The following is a 15,956-nucleotide window of genomic DNA, read 5'->3' as shown; positions in this document are numbered from 1 at the left end:
CGGAGTGAGGTTCATCGGCGCTGGCGCGCGTCCCGGCCGCCCCCAGATCGATCACGACCGCGTCTTCACCATCCCCAACGCCCTCACGGTGCTGCGCTTTATGGGCGTACCGCTGTTCATCTGGCTGGTTCTCGCGCAACAGGAGTACGGGATCGCCGTTGTTGTCCTGGCAGTCATGGCTGGCACCGACTGGATTGACGGCTATGTGGCACGCCGTTTCGACCAGGCGTCCAAGCTGGGCCGGGTCATGGACCCGCTGGCTGACCGGCTCGCACTGATCGCCGTAGCAGTCACCCTGGTGATCGCCGGCGTCGTCCACTGGCTCTACCTTGCCGCGCTCCTGGTCCCCGACGCCGTGCTCCTGGTCCTGACACTCTTCTATTTCCGGGGCCATCCCGATCTGCCGGTGAGCAGGGTCGGCAAGGTCCGTACCGGTCTCCTGCTGTTGGGCACTCCAATGCTGGTCCTCTCCCGGCTGGATACTCCCTTTGGGGAGCCGCTGTTCATCGCCGCCTGGATCGTGCTGGGTCTCGGACTCGCCGGTCATTGGATTGCCGCCTACAACTATTTCTGGGCCATTCTGCGAAAGGGCAGAATGCAGTCACATCAGGATGGCGCAAAGCACGACGGCGGCAGCGCCTGATGGTGTGGGTTGCAGTCCTGCTGGCGGTGCTGGGGGCGTTCTGCCTTGCCTTGGGAGCGCAGAAGCAGGGGAGTGCCGTTAAGGCCGATACGGGTGGGCTCGCGCTGAGTTCCAACGGGTTCCTGCGCCTGCTGCGCAATCCGCGGTGGGTGGTCGGGCTGCTCCTGCTGTGCCTTGGAATGGCCATGAACGCAGTGGCGCTGGTTTCCGCGCCGCTGACCGTGGTGCAGCCCATCGGGGCGATCGCACTGGTCATTACCACCGTTGTGAACGCCCGCGACCAGGACATCACAATCAACCGGGCCACCATGGTGTCCATCGCCGCGTGCGTGACCGGGTCCGCCCTGTTTGTCCTCCTTGCCGTGAACGTGACCCAGGAAAACCATCATGTGAACCAGGAGGATGAGCTCACCATTGTGTTGCTGCTTGCCCTGGCTGTCGGGGTTTTCGGGACCCTGGCGGTGATGTTCCGGCACCGCATGAGTGCATTTGTCTACATCCTCGGCGCCGGTGTTCTCTTCGGCTTTGTGGCGGTGCTGACCCGGATCATCGGCAAACACCTGCTGGATCCGAACGGGCTGTTCCTGCTCAACGTCCAGTGGTATTCGGTGGTGGCAATCGCCGCAGCCGGCGGGCTCGGCTCCTGGTTCGTCCAAAGCGCCTACTCGGGCGGCCCGCCTGATCTGGTTATCGCCGGCCTGACAGTCATCGATCCGATTGTGGGGATCGCCATCGGGATCGTGATCCTGGGTGAGCTGCGCCCTGACGTCCACGCCGTAATGGCGATTGCCATGGCCACGGCAGCATCCCTTGCTATCGTGGGGGTGATCGCCCTTTCCAGGCACCACCCTGAGGTCACCAAGCGCAAGAAAGATGCGCGGAAGGCGGCAGGCAGGGCGTCCCACTAGCCTGTCTCACCAACAAATCATGTCCAGTAGTCTCAACCGATTTCCGACCAACAAGTCTTGACCTAGCCAGTTTTGAACAAACCGACTTTCACCACGAGGCCCCGTGCTACCGCGCATGCGGCTACCGGTGTCTCAGCGTCAGGTGCCCGCACCGTGACCTTCAGGAGCTCTCAACGTGACAACGCCCTCTGACCAGCGCCCCCTGACCATCCTGATCGCCGCGGATACGTATCCGCCCCACATCAACGGGGCGGCGCAGTTCAGCTACCGTCTGGCGAAGGGCATGACCGGCCGCGGCCACAATGTGAATGTCCTGGCTTGCCGTGCGGACAACGGAGCCAGCTTCACTGAGTTCCGCTCCGAAGCAACAGTGCACCGCCTCCGCTCGCATGGCGTGTTCACCCACGAATACTTCCGCATCTGTTTGCCCTGGGAAATCAAGAAAGAGATCAGCCTCCTGTTCGACCGGGTCAAGCCTGACGTGGTCCACATCCAAAGCCACTACATGATTGGCGAACACGTCCTGTATGAGGCTGTGAAGCGGGGCATCAGGATCGTGGCCACCAACCACTTCATGCCGGAAAACCTCAACCCGTTCCTGCCTTTCCCGCAGTGGTTCAAGGACATCATCGGCAAGATCTCCTGGAAGGACATGGGGAAGGTCATGGGCCAGGCGGACGTGGTCACCACGCCCACGCCGCTGGCCGCGAAAGCCATGCACCAGCACGCCTTCCTCCGCAAGGTGCTGCCACTCTCCAACGGCATCGACTCGGCCGCGTATGAGTTGCAGCCCGGCGAGGTCATCGAACCGCATGCGAACCCGACCGTGGTGTTTGTGGGCAGGCTGGCTGAGGAAAAGCACATCGACGTCCTCATTAACGCGGTGGCCAAAACTCCTGCCGCGTTGAATGTTCACTTGGAGATCGTCGGCGGCGGCGAAGTCCGTCAGTCCCTCGAAGCGCTCGCCAAACGGCTTGGGCTCGAGGACCGGGTGCGGTTCCTCGGACTGGCCAGTGATGAACAACTCCGGGAGACGTACATCAAGGCGGACCTGTTCTGCATGCCCGGCACTGCCGAACTGCAGTCCCTGGTCACCCTGGAAGCCATGTCGGCCTCCACGCCGGTCTTGCTCGCGGACGCCATGGCGCTGCCGCACCTCGTGCGCGACGGCGAGAACGGCTACCTTTTCACCCCTAACGACAGCGACGACCTCGCAGCCAAGATCACCCGGATCCTGCAGTTGCCCGCGTCGGAGCGCGCAGCGATGGGCCAGGCCAGCCGGCGCATGGTGGAACCGCACAGCATCCAAGGCACTTTGCAGACCTTCGAGGACCTCTACCGCGGCGCCAGCTTCGAAGACAAAGTGGTCTAAGGGCGGGCAATCGGTGGCCAGGCGGCCGTCGACCTGGCGTGCCAGGCAGCAGCGGTGGTCAGATGCGGCGTCCTCGTTTGCTAGAGTGTTTTTGCCCTGCTGAATCCGAAGTCCTTCCGGATCCGTTCAGTCATGGGCATGGGGCTATAGCTCAGCTGGTTAGAGCGCGGGACTCATAATCCTAAGGTCCTCGGTTCAAGTCCGAGTAGCCCTACGAACGTTAATAGGCATGCCGGGTCAGATCCCGGCAGTCAGATGTCCACCGCCGTAAGCCTGTTACGGATGAGCGGTTCTTCCCCGCTCCCGGTGGTAGGCAGCCGCAGGAGCGGAATACTGTGCGCGCTGCAGATCGCATCCTTCAGGCCGTCCCGGACTTTTTGCAGGGGGTCAGCTTCGTGGAAGGCGAAGCCGTCCACTTCCACCGCGAGGATGGGCATGTTGGTAATCCGGTTGTAGATGACGAAATCCATTGTGGCGCGGTTCCTCACATAGTCCGCCTGCCGGGGCGTAAGCCGGGACAGGTCCGGGAGCAGATTGCGCAGGACCACCTGTTGGGCAACGGCCAGATGCGTGTGGGCGTCCTCGGCAAGAATGTCCAGGAGCAAGGTCCACACGATGTTCTCTGAAGCGAACTTGGACGTGGTGTGAAGGCGGGCAGCCAAGGGCCCCAGCACCGCTGAGTACTCCTTGTACAGGAGATCGAACACGGAGAGGACTGAGCTGTCGAACACGCCGTGTTCGGGGTCTTGGTACTGAATGAATCGGATCAGGTCGCGGAGATGGCGGCTGGCCGGCAGCATGTCGTAATTCGTCACCAGGACAAACCTTTTGACCGCGCGGGAAACCGCCACATTGACCAGGTGCGGGTTGTCCACGAACTGAACCCCGAAACGTCCGTTCCTGGTCTCGTCCAGGACTGTGCTCATGATGATGACGTCCTTGGCGCGGCCCTGGAATTTGTGGACTGTGTCAGCCTGGATGGTATTGACGATGGCTGCTGCCACTTTGTCCACCTGCAGCCGGTACGGGGTCACCACGCCGATGTCTTCGGGGTCCGTGTCCGAACAGAATTTCCGCAGCACCTCCTCGGCAATGACATCCGCTTCCCGCTGATTGGTGCGGCCACCGGCATGTTGCCTCATGTGGTTTCCCTGGGCGGTCCGTACCACTACCAGCGGCCTATTGCCCGGATCGCTGGTGGTGAAGGGGATCAGCTGGCCGCCGTAGAACTTCTTGTTGCAAAAGTCGATGATGGCAGGGTCGCAGCGGTAGTGCTCCCGAAGCATGGTCCGGGGGAGGCCGGTGCCGAATCGTTCGATGATCGAGGACAGAATGCTGTGCCGTTCATAGTCATAACTGGCCGCCGGTGACGGCCGGGCACGCTGGGCTGCATCCGGCTTGGGAATGTGGGGGAGTTGCTGCAGGTCGCCCACCACAATGAGGTTCCGAGCGCGGGAAAGCGCAGAGCCGGCAACCAGCAGGTCCACTTGTGACGCTTCATCAATGATCAGGTAGTCCAGCAGGAAGCCGTCAGGGATGCTGCCGGGCAGGGAGTGGCAGGTGCTGAGTATGACCGGGTAGTCATGGGCAAAAGCGCTGAAGTGCCGGCGGTAGCTCCCCACCGAATAACTTTGTGACCCTCCCGTGGCGTAACGCTCATGCAGGCTGGCATCCAGCGCCTGCCTCGACAGCCGCCGCAGATCGCCGTCGAGCCCGGGAGCGTGGTTCTGGTCGCTTTGCCTTTCCAGCTGCAGGACCTGCTGTTCGAGTTCCGCAATCCGCTTGTCGTAAAAGGCGGCCTGGAGGCGGAGTACCACGTCCGTGTCATAGGGATCGATGTGTTTGGTTGGACCGTACCGGAATCGCCCCCTCACGCGGCGAAAAAGTCTCTGGAACGGACTTTCATTGGCCGGAACGGACGCTGTCTCGGCCAGGAATTCGAGGATACGGACTGACGGCCGCTGCAGGATGGCCAAGGCTGGCAGTGGTGGCAGATCGTGGCTGCCGATGTGCTGGCCGAAGTGACGCCGCTCCAGTTTGAAGGCAGCCAGCTCCTGCCGACGCGTGGCCAGCTCCCTGGCCGTGGTCTGCGCGTGCTGGACTCGCTCGTCGAGGTCTGAAATCTGTCCTGCGGCAGGCCGCGGTACAGGTGTCCTGCCGGCCTTGCGTTGCACCTCTGTGTTGCCGGGGTGGTCGCCGGTGAAAAAATTGACTTTGACTTCGTTGTTCCCCAAGTCTGCTGCGACGTGGCCGAGCCCTTCGGCTGTGAGTTTGTCGCGGACGTTCCTCACCGCAGCGTTGTTGGAGGATACAACGCCCACTGTTTTTCCTGGAGTGCGGATGATGTTGGCCACCAGGGTGAGTATTGTTTCCGTCTTGCCCGTTCCCGGGGGCCCATCGATCACTGATATACGGTGGGTGAGGCCTTTTCTGAGGGCTTCACGCTGGCTGAGGTTTGTAGAGAACGGGAAGATGAGCTCGCCAGGATCAGCCGAGGCATCAGGAGCCGCTCCGCGAAGATACAGATCCAGGACGCTTCCCTGCGGAACCGTCCTGAACTTTTCATAGAGCGGACGCAAAGGATCCTTCGTTTCCAGGTGGGAAACGACGTCGTGCCAGTAGTTGAGGACGTCATAAGCTGCGGGTGGAAGCTCAGCGGCCGGAACTATGGCGAACTCGTCCTGCACGCACATTTGATGTGTCTCGTGCCCGCCGTTTAGTGAAAAGACCCGCCACCAGGTTTGGCCGGGACCATCGAAGCGCCAGACTTCCGTCACTCCCTGCACGAACTGGCCCCGCACGCTGACACAGTCCCTATCGCCGAGGCGTTGCCTTTCGGGATTGCTGAGAACCAGAATTTTCCGGGTGGAGTACCGGTACTTTTTCGGACTTCCCTTGGCCGGCTGGAACGTGAGGTAGGTGTAATCTGCGCCGGCAACGCATTCCACGACGTCGGAGGTCCTGTCGTCAAAACCAGACTCATCCGGGCGACGGATAAGGATGGCCTCGCGGCGTGGGTCAGTCATGTCCATTCCCCCAAGCAAATGATCCCAGCGTCCTTGCAATCCTGACCTTACCGAAGTTAGGTGTCACGCCTCCCTGCCGCACCCGGACCGGTCATTATCCGTCCAAAGCCAGGCAGCCTAGGATCCTGCGGCCTCCGCACCAACCAGGCCGCCCGTCTCATCCACCCGCCGTTGCGGGGAAGAGGTCCTTGCGGTAAGTTACTCACCAGTAACTTACTGAACTCCGGGGTTCGTGATCCTCGGAGTTCTGTTCGCCAGAACTGATCCCGAGCGAGGAAACCATGGCCAAGAAATCCATTGACATCAACGATCTTCCATATGCCGACGGTGACTTCTTTGCCTTCGAGCAATTGCTTACGGGCAAGGAGCAGGACCGCCTGGCCGAAATCCGCGGCTTCCTTTCCCGCGAAGTCCGGCCCATCGCCGTCGACTGCTGGAACCGCGGCGAATTCCCCATGGATCTCATCCCCAAGCTGGCTGAAATCGACCTTGTCAGTCCGGTGCGGCGCCAGGGCTATTCGAATCTGTTTGCCGGCCTCGTCCACGCCGAGGCCACGCGTGCGGACACTTCCATCGCCACCTTCCTTGGCGTCCACGACGGACTCTTCACCGGATCCATCGAGGCCCTGGCCTCCCAGGAACAGCAGGACGCCTGGCTCCCGGACATCTATTCATTGAAGAAGATCGGCGCGTTCGGCCTCACTGAACCCCTGGGCGGCTCCGACGTGGCAGGCGGCACCCGCACCACGGCGCAGCGCGACGGCGACACCTGGATCCTCAACGGCGCCAAACGGTGGATTGGCAACGCCACCTTCTCCGACTGGGTGGTCGTCTACGCCCGCGACCTTGCCGACAATCAGGTCAAGGGCTTCCTGGTTGATACAACACTGCCCGGCTTCAGTGCCTCCAAGATTGAAAACAAGATCTCACTCCGTACCGTCCAGAACGCAGATATCGCGCTGGACAACGTTGTGGTCCCCGACTTCTTCAAACTTGCCGGCGCCAACAGCTTCCGCGACACCAACAAGGTCCTCAAGGTCACCCGGCTGGCCGTGGCCTGGCAGGCAGTGGGGCAGCAGCTCGCCGCGTTCGATGTTGCCCGCCGCTACGCCGTGGAACGCCACCAGTTCGGCCGCCCCCTGGCCTCCTTCCAGCTGGTCCAGAGCCAGCTGGTGCAGATCCTGGGCAACGCCGTCAGCTCGATGGGCATGATGGTCAGGCTTTCCCAGTTGGAGGACGCCGGCCAGGCCAAGGATGAGCAGTCTGCCCTGGCCAAGGCATTCACCACCGCCCGGATGCGGGAAAGCGTGGCGATCGGCCGCAGCCTCCTGGGCGGCAACGGGATCGTGACCGACTTCGAAATGGCCAAGATCTTCGCCGATGCGGAAGCCATCTACTCGTACGAAGGAACCCACGAGATCAACACGCTGGTGACCGGCCGCGCCATCACCGGAATCTCAGCCATCGTCTAGGGCAGCCGGAGCGGAACCGCTGCGGTGACCGGCAGGAGGATCGACGGCCGGAGGTCGATGACGAATTCCAGTGGATTGACGTAGTCATCGCCACGCCTGACCCCCCAGTGGACGCAGTGCAGCGCGCCGCAGTGACCCGGCATAAGCGTTCCGATGACCTCGCCCTTCGCTACGGCGGTTCCGGCCGTTAGGGTGCTCTCCACGGGCTCAAAGCTGCTGCGCAGCCCGCCGCCGTGATCGATGGTGATCACGGGACGGTCAACCACCACGCCGACGAAACTCACAGTGCCGGACGCAGGCGAGGTGACCGGGACGCCGTCGTGCGCTGCGCCAAGGTCCACGCCGCGATGCCCGCTCATCCACGGCTTGTCCGGCGGGTCGAAGGTCCGCACCACTGCAGGCCTGGGCGTGAGCGGCCAGTCCCAGTCCGGGCGCGGAGCCGATGCCTGGGGAACCGTGACTGCCTGGAGCAGCAGGACGGCGGCAAGCACAAGATTAGCTGTCATCCGCCCAGCATTCCGCTGCCGGCCGGCTACCGCGAGTGCCCGGTGCTGCCATGTGGAAAACGGCGGCCGGACGGGCGGAGGCTGTCCTGGGAATATCGGCGCCTGTAGTACACTTGGTGGAGCAGTTTGCTGTGCCCTCAACGCGTTTGCGTCGGCACGCCTCATTCAGGAATGCGGGGGAGCAGCAACTGACTACGCGCATCCAGACCTCCAATTCTAGAGCCCCGGCTTAGTTGAGGAGGATTGCGCCTCTTACGGTCAGGACCCCGGTCCTGATGAGAGTCGCAAGGGATGCCAGGAGCACGGCCCGCCCTGGGCCACGCTAATCAACCGTCAACTATTGGCAGGGTAAGAGGGCCGCGAGGCTTTCTCATGAATGACCTGCCGGAAGGAGCGCCGGCATGCCCGTCGTAACTATGCGCCAGCTGCTTGACAGCGGCGTCCACTTTGGACACCAGACCCGCCGTTGGAACCCGAAGATGAAGCGCTTCATCTTCACGGAGCGCAACGGCATCTACATCATTGACCTTCAGCAGTCGCTGTCCTACATCGACCGCGCCTACGAGTTCGTGAAGGCCACCGTTGCACACGGCGGCACCGTTCTCTTCGTCGGCACCAAGAAGCAGGCCCAGGAAGCAATTGCTGAGCAGGCTACCCGCGTGGGCCAGCCCTACGTGAACCAGCGCTGGCTCGGCGGTATGCTGACCAACTTCCAGACCGTCTCCAAGCGCATCCAGCGCATGAAGGAACTGGAAGAGATCGACTTCGACGACGTCGCCGGTTCCGCGTACACGAAGAAGGAACTGCTGCTCCTTCGCCGTGAACTGACCAAGCTGGAAACCAACCTCGGCGGTATCCGCAACCTGACCAAGGCACCTTCCGTGCTCTGGATCGTGGACACCAAGAAGGAACACCTCGCCGTTGACGAGGCCAAGAAGCTGAACATCCCGGTTGTGGCCATCCTGGACACCAACTGCGATCCTGACGAAGTCGACTTCCCGATCCCGGGCAACGATGACGCCATCCGCTCCGTAAACCTGCTGACCCGCGTTGTCGCCGACGCCGTTGCCGAGGGCCTCATCGCCCGCAACCAGCGTGCAACCGGCACCACCGAGGCTCCGGAAGAGCCGCTGGCTGAGTGGGAGCGCGAACTCCTCGAAGGCAGCAAGACCGAAGAGGCTGCTGCCGCTCCGGCTGCAGAGGAAGCTGCCGCTCCGGCTGCCGAGGAAGCCCCGGCTGCTCCGGCTGCTGAGGAAACGCCCGCCGCCGACGCGGACAAGTAAGACAAGTAAATCCCGGATTCTCCGGTGCTGCCCGCAGCGCCGGATCACTGACAGGATGGCGGCTCACCCGGTGAGCCGCCGTCCTGTCGGTCCGTACACCACATAAATTTTCTAGACAGAGGGGTTCACATGGCGAACTACACTGCCGCTGATATCAAGGCTCTCCGCGAGCGCACCGGCGCCGGCATGATGGATGTCAAGAAGGCACTCGACGAAGCCAACGGCGACGCCGAAAAGGCCATCGAGATCATCCGCATCAAGGGCCTCAAGGGCGCTACGAAGCGCGAAGGCCGCTCCACCGCTGAAGGCCTCGTGGCCGCAAAGGTCAGCAACGGCGTTGGCGTCATGATCGAGGTCAACTGCGAGACGGACTTCGTTGCCAAGGCTGACAAGTTCATCCAGCTGGCCGACAAGGTCCTGACGGTTGCTGTGGAGTCCGGCGCTGCCGATCTCGACACCCTCCTCGCCACCACGGTTGACGGCAAGCCGCTGTCCGAGGTTGTCGTCGAAGAGGGCGCAATCCTGGGCGAAAAGGTTGTTGTCCGCAGGATCTCCCGCATCGAGGGCGGCACTGTCGACGCTTACCTGCACAAGACCTCCAAGGACCTCCCGGCCCAGGTCGGCGTCCTGTTCGCTGTCGACGGTGAAGGCGAAGCCGCTGCAACCGCCGCACACGACGTTGCAGTCCACATCGCCGCCATGTCGCCGAACTACCTGACCCGCGAAGACGTTCCGTCCGAGCTGGTCGAGTCCGAGCGTCGTATCGCCGAAGAGACCGCCAAGGCTGAGGGCAAGCCCGAGGCAGCACTCACCAAGATTGTGGAAGGCCGCGTTACGGGCTTCTACAAGGGCGAGGTCCTGGTAGACCAGGCATTCGCCAAGGATGCCAAGAAGTCCGTGGCGCAGGTTCTCGAAGAGGCCGGCGTCAAGGGCACGTCCTTCGCACGTTTCCGCGTCGGCTCCTAGTCGAATCCGCAAAGGGGTGGCCACTTCGGTGGCCGCCCCTTTTGCATGCACCCGGCAAGGGCCGGATGAGACCTTTGGCCGCCCAGCACGATAATCTTTTTCAGAGTCCACAACGGGAAGGCACCCATGGAAGCCGTCAATACTTCAAGCCAGCCAGAAAAGAACCGGCGCCGCGTCCTCCTGAAGCTCTCAGGTGAGGTCTTCGGTGGCGGAAAACTGGGCGTTGACCCCGACACCGTCCGCGGTGTGGCCAAGCAGATCGCCGCAGCAGTTCCCGACGTCGAGGTTGCCATAGTGGTGGGTGGCGGCAACTTCTTCCGCGGGGCCGAACTGTCCCAGAGCGGCATGGACCGCTCACGCGCGGACTACATGGGCATGCTGGGCACGGTCATGAACTGCCTGGCCCTGCAGGACTTCCTGGAGCAGGCCGGCGTTGAAACCCGGGTCCAGAGCGCCATCACCATGGGCCAGGTGGCCGAGGCCTACATTCCGCGCCGTGCCATCCGCCACATGGAAAAAGGCCGCGTTGTCATCTTCGGCGCAGGTGCCGGCCTGCCGTATTTCTCCACCGATACCGTAGCGGCCCAGCGGGCCCTTGAAGTCCACGCCGACGTTGTCCTGATGGCCAAGAGCGGTGTGGACGCCGTCTACACAGCCGACCCCAAAAAGGATCCGGAGGCCGAGCGCCTGGACACCTTGAGCTACGACGAAGCCCTGCGCCGGGACATCCGCGTGATGGACCAGACCGCAATGACCATGTGCAAGGACAACAACCTGTCCATGGTCGTCTTCGGGATGGAAGGCGAAGGGAACGTTACCCGCGCCATCCGGGGCGAAAAGCTGGGTACGCTGGTGACCCCCTAGCTACGGCTAGGATGATCTGAGCACGGTTCCATCCCGCTGGCCGGGGCACCAATGGAACCAGGAACACTGAACCAAGATTGTGCATGGAGCCGGTAGCCGGACTGCACTGATTTCTGAGGAGAGACCGTGATCGAAGAAACCTTGCTCGAAGCCGAAGAGAAGATGGACAAGGCAGTAGAGGTAGCCAAGGAAGACTTCGCCTCGATCCGGACCGGTCGGGCAAATCCGGGGCTCTACAACAAGGTGCTGGTGGACTACTACGGTTCACCCACCCCGCTGCAGCAGCTCGCGTCGTTCGCCATCCCGGACGCACGCACCATTCTCATCACCCCGTTCGATAAAACTGCCCTGCGCGATATTGAACGCGCCCTCAGTGACTCCGAGGTGGGCGCCAACCCCTCCAACGACGGCAACGTCATCAGGATCACCATCCCGGACCTGACCCAGGAACGCCGCAAGGAATACGTCAAGATCGTCAAGACCAAGGGCGAGGACGCCAAGATTTCCATCCGGAACATCCGGCGCAAGGCGAAGGAAACGCTGGACAAGCTGGTCAAGGATGGCGAAGCCGGCGAAGACGAAGGTAACCGCGCTGAAAAGGAACTCGACGCGCTGACCAAGTCTCACGTGGACGGCATCGACGAGCTGCTCAAGCGCAAGGAAGCAGAGCTGCTCGAAGTCTGATGAGCCAGGCAGAGCAGGCCCCGGCACAACGGGCGCGCACCAAGGGGAAGCCGCGGAGCAACCCGACCCCTAAAGCCGGCCGGAATCTTCCGGCAGCCATAGTGGTGGGCCTGGCCATGCTGATCGGTGTGCTGGGCGGGCTGCTCTTCCTGCCCCTCGGATTCGTTGCCGTCACCACAGGGTTCGCAGTCTTCGGTGTGTGGGAAATCTTCCGCGCCCTGGAGGCAAACGGGACGCGGATGCCTATTGTCCCGGTTATGGTGGGCACCGTGGGCATGCCGTTCTCCGCGTACTTCGGCGGTGTGGAAAGCCTGCTTTTCGCCATGATCCTCAGCTGCGTCGCCGTGCTCCTCTGGCGATCGGTGGAAAGCCCCGCCGGTTCGGCGAACAGCATCTTCGCCGGTGTATTTACGCTTGGCTGGGTGCCGTTTTTCATCAGCTTCGCGGCGCTGCCGCTCCATGCCACCGGTGTAGCCGTCCCCCTGGGACTCTGGCCCGGCGGATCAATCCCGCCCGGAGCCTGGCAGGTGGCAGTGATGCTCCTGCTGGTGGTCTCGAACGATACCTTCGGCTACCTTGTGGGAGCCTCGCTGGGCAAGCACCCCATGGCCCCGAAGATCAGCCCCAAGAAATCCTGGGAAGGGTTCGCCGGATCCATCGCCGGCGCCATGCTGATCGGCATCCTGGCCTGCCTTTTCATCCTGGACAAACCCTGGTGGGTGGGAGTGGTCCTGGCCGTGGGCCTGGTCGCTGCGTCCACCGCGGGAGACCTGGCCGAGTCCATGGTCAAGCGTGAACTCGGTATCAAGGATATGAGCAGTATTCTGCCCGGGCATGGCGGTGTGATGGACAGGCTGGACTCCATCGTCTTTGCTTCACCGGTGGCGTTCGTCCTCTTTTCGATGGTTTCGGGGGCCTGATCCTGCACGTCCCCGACTGGCCGCCCCGCCTGCCCGGCACCGGCCGCGCCAATAGACTGGTACAAAACCCGGCTTCACAGCAACAAAGGAACAACAGTGGCTTTGGATTTTCAGCGGAAAATTCCCGCGTCGTTTGAGCGCGTGCGGGGCAACGATTTTGGTTACAACGCCAAGCAGGTGGACCAGTTCCTCCAGAGCGCCAGGGTGGCGCTCGAGACACCCCAGGCCGCCATCAATGCCATCAGCAGCGCCGATGTCCGTGGCGTTTCCTTTGATCCGGTCAAGGGCGGCTACTCCGCAGCCGTGGTGGACGCGGCGCTGGACCGGCTCGAAGACGCGTTTGCCCGCCGTGAACGGGATGAGCTGATTGCAGCCCGGGGTGAAGATGCGTGGCTGCGGGAGATCGGCAAACTCTCGGGGATTCTCCGCGGCCGTCTGCACCGCCCTGACGGCGAACGTTTCCGCCGGCCCGCCAAAAAGAAGGTCCGTAGCTACAACATCGCGGACGTGGACAAACTTTGCTACGACCTGATCGGTTACCTCGAGGAGGACCAGCCGCTCAGCGTGGACAGCGTCCGCCGTGCCGTGTTCCGCCCGGCGGCGGGCCAGGACGGATATGAGGAGACCCAGGTTGACGCCTTCCTGGACCGCGTTGTCGAACTCATGGCAGCCATCGACTAGTCCCGGCTGTCCGGCCCCGCACAGGTAGCCGTCAACTGAAGAGCCGGCGACGTTCAGCGTTCCGTGACCAACGGCCGTTCCGGCGTGTGCAGCCTCGTCATGACCCGGGTCATGGTCTTGGGAATCCGGTCTTTGGTCCCGCGGGAGACGAACACCATGACGGCGAACGCGGCGGGCACGGTCCACGCCGCCGGCTGGGCCAGCCAGAACGGTGTTCCCGTGGCGCCCAGGACAGTGCCGCACACCATGGCGCCACCGCAGAGGACGCCGCCGGTGACCATTCCGGCAATGGCGCCGGTGTCGGTGAGGCCCCGCCACCAGATTCCGAGCAGGAGGACCGGGCAGACCGTGGAAGCGGTAAAAGCGAATACGAGGCCCACGCTGCCGGCCAGGGCCAGGGAATCGGTCATCACAGCGAAACCCAGGGGCACGAGGGCGGAGATGACGGCGGCGAGCCGGAATCCGCGGACGCCGCCGCCCAGGACGTCCTGGCTGATGACGCCGGCGAGCGACACCACCAGCCCGGACGTGGTGGACAGGAAGGCGGCAAACGCCCCGGCCACCACGAGGGCCGAGAGCAGGTCACCGGCAGTTCCTCCGATCAGCTGCCCCGGCAGGAGCAGAACCACCGCGTCCGCCCGCCCGGACCGGGCGAGCTCGGGCGCGAACATCCGCCCTGCCAGGCCGTAAGCAGTAGGAAAGAGGTAAAAAACCGAGAGCAGGCCGAGCACTATCAGGGTGGTCCGCCGTGCCGAGCTTCCGTCGGGATTGGTGTAGAAGCGCACCAGGACGTGGGGGAGGCCCAGGGTTCCGAACAGCAGCGCAACCAGCAGCGAGATGTTCTGGTACGCGCTGGCAGGAGCCATGGCAGTGGGATTCACGGTTGCAGGGGCGACGGCGGCAGTCCCGTTGCCGGCAAGGGTGAAGACGATGAAAAGGACCGGCACCGCGAGGGCTGTGAGCTTCAGCCAGTACTGGAACGCCTGCACAAAAGTAATGGAGCGCATGCCGCCTGCCACCACGGTCAGGCACACCACAATGACCACGGCCACGGAGCCCACCCAGGCGGGAAGCCCGGTGGTGATCCTGATGGTCAGCGCCGCGCCATGGAGCTGCGGGACGATGTACAGCCAGCCCACCACAACCACCACCAGGCTGGTAACGCGGCGGACGGCCCGCGAATCCAGTCTCGCCTCGGTAAAGTCCGGGATGGTGTAGGCCCCTGACCGCCGCAGCGGGGCCGCCACAAACAGCAACAGCATCAGGTAGCCCGCGGTGTAGCCGACAGGGAACCAAAGGGCGTCAGTACCGGAGAGCAGGACCAGCCCGGCCACGCCCAGGAAACTCGCCGCGGACAAATATTCGCCGCCGATGGCCGAAGCATTCCACCACGGCCTGACCGTGCGGGAGGCGACATAGAAATCCCCGGTGGTGCGGGAAATCCGCAGGCCGTAGAAACCGATGACGGCAGTGGCGACGGAGACCACAACCAGTGCCACCACACCAACGGCGGGATTCATCAGGAAGTCACCTGTCCCCGGCCAGGTCGCGGTACCGGGCCTCATTCCGGGAAGCCGTCCGGATGAACAGCCAGGCGCTGAGGCCGATGACCGGATAGATTCCGGCCCCGAGCAGCAGCCAGTCGAAGGGGATGCCCGCAATCCGGGTTTCAGCCAGGCCGGGCACGGCGGCCAGCAGCACGGGGAACGCGCCAAGAATCAGCATGAACCCGACAGCCACCACCAGGGCCAGCCGCAGCTGGGAACGGATGAGGGACCGGACGAAGACCTGTCCCACGTCCGATTCCTCGGCAGCTTCGCGTGATTCGCCGGCAGGGCGCGGAGCCGACCGCGGAGCCGACCGCGGTGCCGTGACCCGGACCCGGGTCATGCCTGCGGCCGGATGCGGGTGGCCTCCAGCTTTTCCCTGACCGTGGGAAGGTGGCGGCGGCTGATGGGGAGGCTGGCGCCGGCCACCGAGACGCTGGGCTTATCCGCCGCCAGCTTCATTGACGACACGTGTTTCAAAGCCACCAGGTAAGACCGGTGTGTCCTGATGAAGCCCGCCTCCGCCCACTGCTGTTCCAGGTCGGCCAGCGGCACACGGATGAGGTAGCTCGCATCGACGGTGTGCAGGCGGGCGTAGTCGCCCTGCGCCTGGACGTACGTGACGTCGTCGCGCCGGATCATCCTGGTGGTCCCGCCCTGGTCCACGGTGATCATCTCAGGCGCGGCGGCGCCGTCGCGCATCAACTCACTGATCCTGCCCACCGAGCGGGCCAGCCGCTCGGCCCGGATGGGCTTGAGAAGGTAGTCGATGGCCGCCAGCTCGAAGGCTTCCAGCGCGCAGTCCTCATCGGCGGTGACAAACACCACCGCCGGGGGTTTGCTGCTGCGGGCAATGGCGCGGGCAACATCGAGGCCGGACACGGCGGGCATGTGGATGTCCAGGAAGACGGCGTCAACGGATTCGGTGGTCAGGGCCCGCAGGGCCTCTGAACCGGAGGAAGCGCGGTGGATGGTGCCGATGCGGTCGTCCCTGCCCAGCAGGTACGCCAGTTCCTCCACGGCGGGTAACTCGTCGTCTGCGACGAGGACGTTAATCATGGTCCTACATTAGCCGCCGGAGGCG

At 63.3% G+C, this 15,956-nt stretch carries 15 protein-coding genes and 1 tRNA gene; 11 read left to right on the top strand and 5 right to left on the bottom strand.

The window, feature by feature from the left end; all coding sequences use genetic code 11:
• The first annotated feature begins 4 nt into the window (after window positions 1-4).
• The 4 genes from GUV69_RS07860 to GUV69_RS07845 all read left to right on the top strand — a co-directional run bounded on the left by GUV69_RS07860 (window position 5) and on the right by GUV69_RS07845 (window position 3,137).
• The gene (locus GUV69_RS07860) at window positions 5-643 is read left to right on the top strand and encodes a CDP-alcohol phosphatidyltransferase family protein (protein WP_164201238.1); all 639 of its coding nucleotides are present in this window, start codon (window positions 5-7) and stop codon (window positions 641-643) included.
• Window positions 643-1,551, top strand: a complete 909-nt coding sequence (locus GUV69_RS07855) for a DMT family transporter (RefSeq protein ID WP_164201236.1) — start codon at window positions 643-645, stop codon at window positions 1,549-1,551. Before GUV69_RS07860 ends, GUV69_RS07855 begins: the two co-directional genes overlap by 1 nt.
• 175 nt (window positions 1,552-1,726) lie before the next feature.
• On the top strand, window positions 1,727-2,923 hold the full coding sequence (locus GUV69_RS07850; RefSeq protein WP_164201234.1) for a glycosyltransferase: 1,197 nt from the start codon (window positions 1,727-1,729) through the stop codon (window positions 2,921-2,923).
• Window positions 2,924-3,063: 140 nt separating this feature from the next.
• Window positions 3,064-3,137, top strand: a tRNA-Ile gene (locus GUV69_RS07845).
• Window positions 3,138-3,174: 37 nt separating this feature from the next.
• Here the strand turns inward: GUV69_RS07845 and GUV69_RS07840 are convergent.
• Window positions 3,175-5,949, bottom strand: coding sequence for an AAA domain-containing protein (locus tag GUV69_RS07840; RefSeq protein WP_164201232.1), 2,775 nt, complete (start codon window positions 5,947-5,949; stop codon window positions 3,175-3,177).
• Between the two features lie 281 nt (window positions 5,950-6,230).
• Between GUV69_RS07840 and GUV69_RS07835 the strand changes: the two genes are divergently transcribed.
• Window positions 6,231-7,421 carry an acyl-CoA dehydrogenase family protein gene (locus GUV69_RS07835; RefSeq protein WP_164201230.1) on the top strand — a complete coding sequence of 397 codons (1,191 nt, stop codon included), beginning with the start codon at window positions 6,231-6,233 and terminating at the stop codon, window positions 7,419-7,421.
• On the opposite strand, the gene GUV69_RS07830 is transcribed toward GUV69_RS07835, so the two are convergent.
• Window positions 7,418-7,927 (bottom strand): M23 family metallopeptidase, encoded by a 510-nt coding sequence (locus GUV69_RS07830; protein WP_164201228.1) that lies wholly within the window; start codon window positions 7,925-7,927, stop codon window positions 7,418-7,420. The genes GUV69_RS07835 and GUV69_RS07830 overlap by 4 nt on opposite strands.
• 401 nt (window positions 7,928-8,328) lie before the next feature.
• Here GUV69_RS07830 and rpsB point away from each other — a divergent pair, with 401 nt between their 5' ends.
• From rpsB to GUV69_RS07800, 6 genes are all read left to right on the top strand, one after another.
• Window positions 8,329-9,210: a 30S ribosomal protein S2 gene (gene rpsB, locus GUV69_RS07825; protein ID WP_164201226.1), complete on the top strand. Its 882-nt coding sequence runs from the start codon at window positions 8,329-8,331 to the stop codon at window positions 9,208-9,210.
• 129 nt (window positions 9,211-9,339) lie between these two features.
• Entirely contained in the window at window positions 9,340-10,176 is an 837-nt protein-coding gene (tsf, locus tag GUV69_RS07820; protein WP_164201224.1) for a translation elongation factor Ts, read from the top strand.
• A gap of 126 nt (window positions 10,177-10,302) precedes the next feature.
• On the top strand, window positions 10,303-11,040 hold the full coding sequence (gene pyrH / locus GUV69_RS07815) for a UMP kinase (RefSeq protein ID WP_164201222.1): 738 nt from the start codon (window positions 10,303-10,305) through the stop codon (window positions 11,038-11,040).
• A gap of 126 nt (window positions 11,041-11,166) precedes the next feature.
• Complete coding sequence (gene frr / locus GUV69_RS07810; protein ID WP_164201220.1) at window positions 11,167-11,724, top strand: ribosome recycling factor; 558 nt, start codon at window positions 11,167-11,169, stop codon at window positions 11,722-11,724.
• Complete coding sequence (locus tag GUV69_RS07805) at window positions 11,724-12,644, top strand: phosphatidate cytidylyltransferase (protein WP_164201219.1); 921 nt, start codon at window positions 11,724-11,726, stop codon at window positions 12,642-12,644. Before frr ends, GUV69_RS07805 begins: the two co-directional genes overlap by 1 nt.
• A gap of 96 nt (window positions 12,645-12,740) precedes the next feature.
• Window positions 12,741-13,325 carry a DivIVA domain-containing protein gene (locus GUV69_RS07800; RefSeq protein ID WP_164201217.1) on the top strand — a complete coding sequence of 195 codons (585 nt, stop codon included), beginning with the start codon at window positions 12,741-12,743 and terminating at the stop codon, window positions 13,323-13,325.
• Window positions 13,326-13,378: 53 nt separating this feature from the next.
• Here GUV69_RS07800 and GUV69_RS07795 read toward each other — a convergent pair whose 3' ends face one another.
• From GUV69_RS07795 to GUV69_RS07785, 3 genes are read right to left on the bottom strand one after another with little or no spacing between them, the layout of a single operon-like run.
• The gene (locus tag GUV69_RS07795) at window positions 13,379-14,845 is read right to left on the bottom strand and encodes a sodium/solute symporter (protein WP_164201215.1); all 1,467 of its coding nucleotides are present in this window, start codon (window positions 14,843-14,845) and stop codon (window positions 13,379-13,381) included.
• Window positions 14,846-14,852: 7 nt separating this feature from the next.
• A complete protein-coding gene (locus tag GUV69_RS07790; protein ID WP_164201213.1) occupies window positions 14,853-15,215 on the bottom strand; it encodes a DUF485 domain-containing protein in 363 nt (120 codons plus the stop codon).
• Window positions 15,212-15,931 carry a LytR/AlgR family response regulator transcription factor gene (locus GUV69_RS07785; RefSeq protein WP_164201211.1) on the bottom strand — a complete coding sequence of 240 codons (720 nt, stop codon included), beginning with the start codon at window positions 15,929-15,931 and terminating at the stop codon, window positions 15,212-15,214. The genes GUV69_RS07790 and GUV69_RS07785 overlap by 4 nt, the downstream gene beginning before the upstream one ends.
• Window positions 15,932-15,956 lie beyond the last annotated feature (25 nt).

This window comes from [Micrococcus luteus] ATCC 49442 (assembly GCF_010367585.1).
Classification (GTDB): Bacteria; Actinomycetota; Actinomycetes; order Actinomycetales; family Micrococcaceae; genus Arthrobacter; species Arthrobacter luteus_A.
Note: the sequence above shows the minus strand (reverse complement) of the source record. Positions and strands in the feature narration are given on the sequence as shown.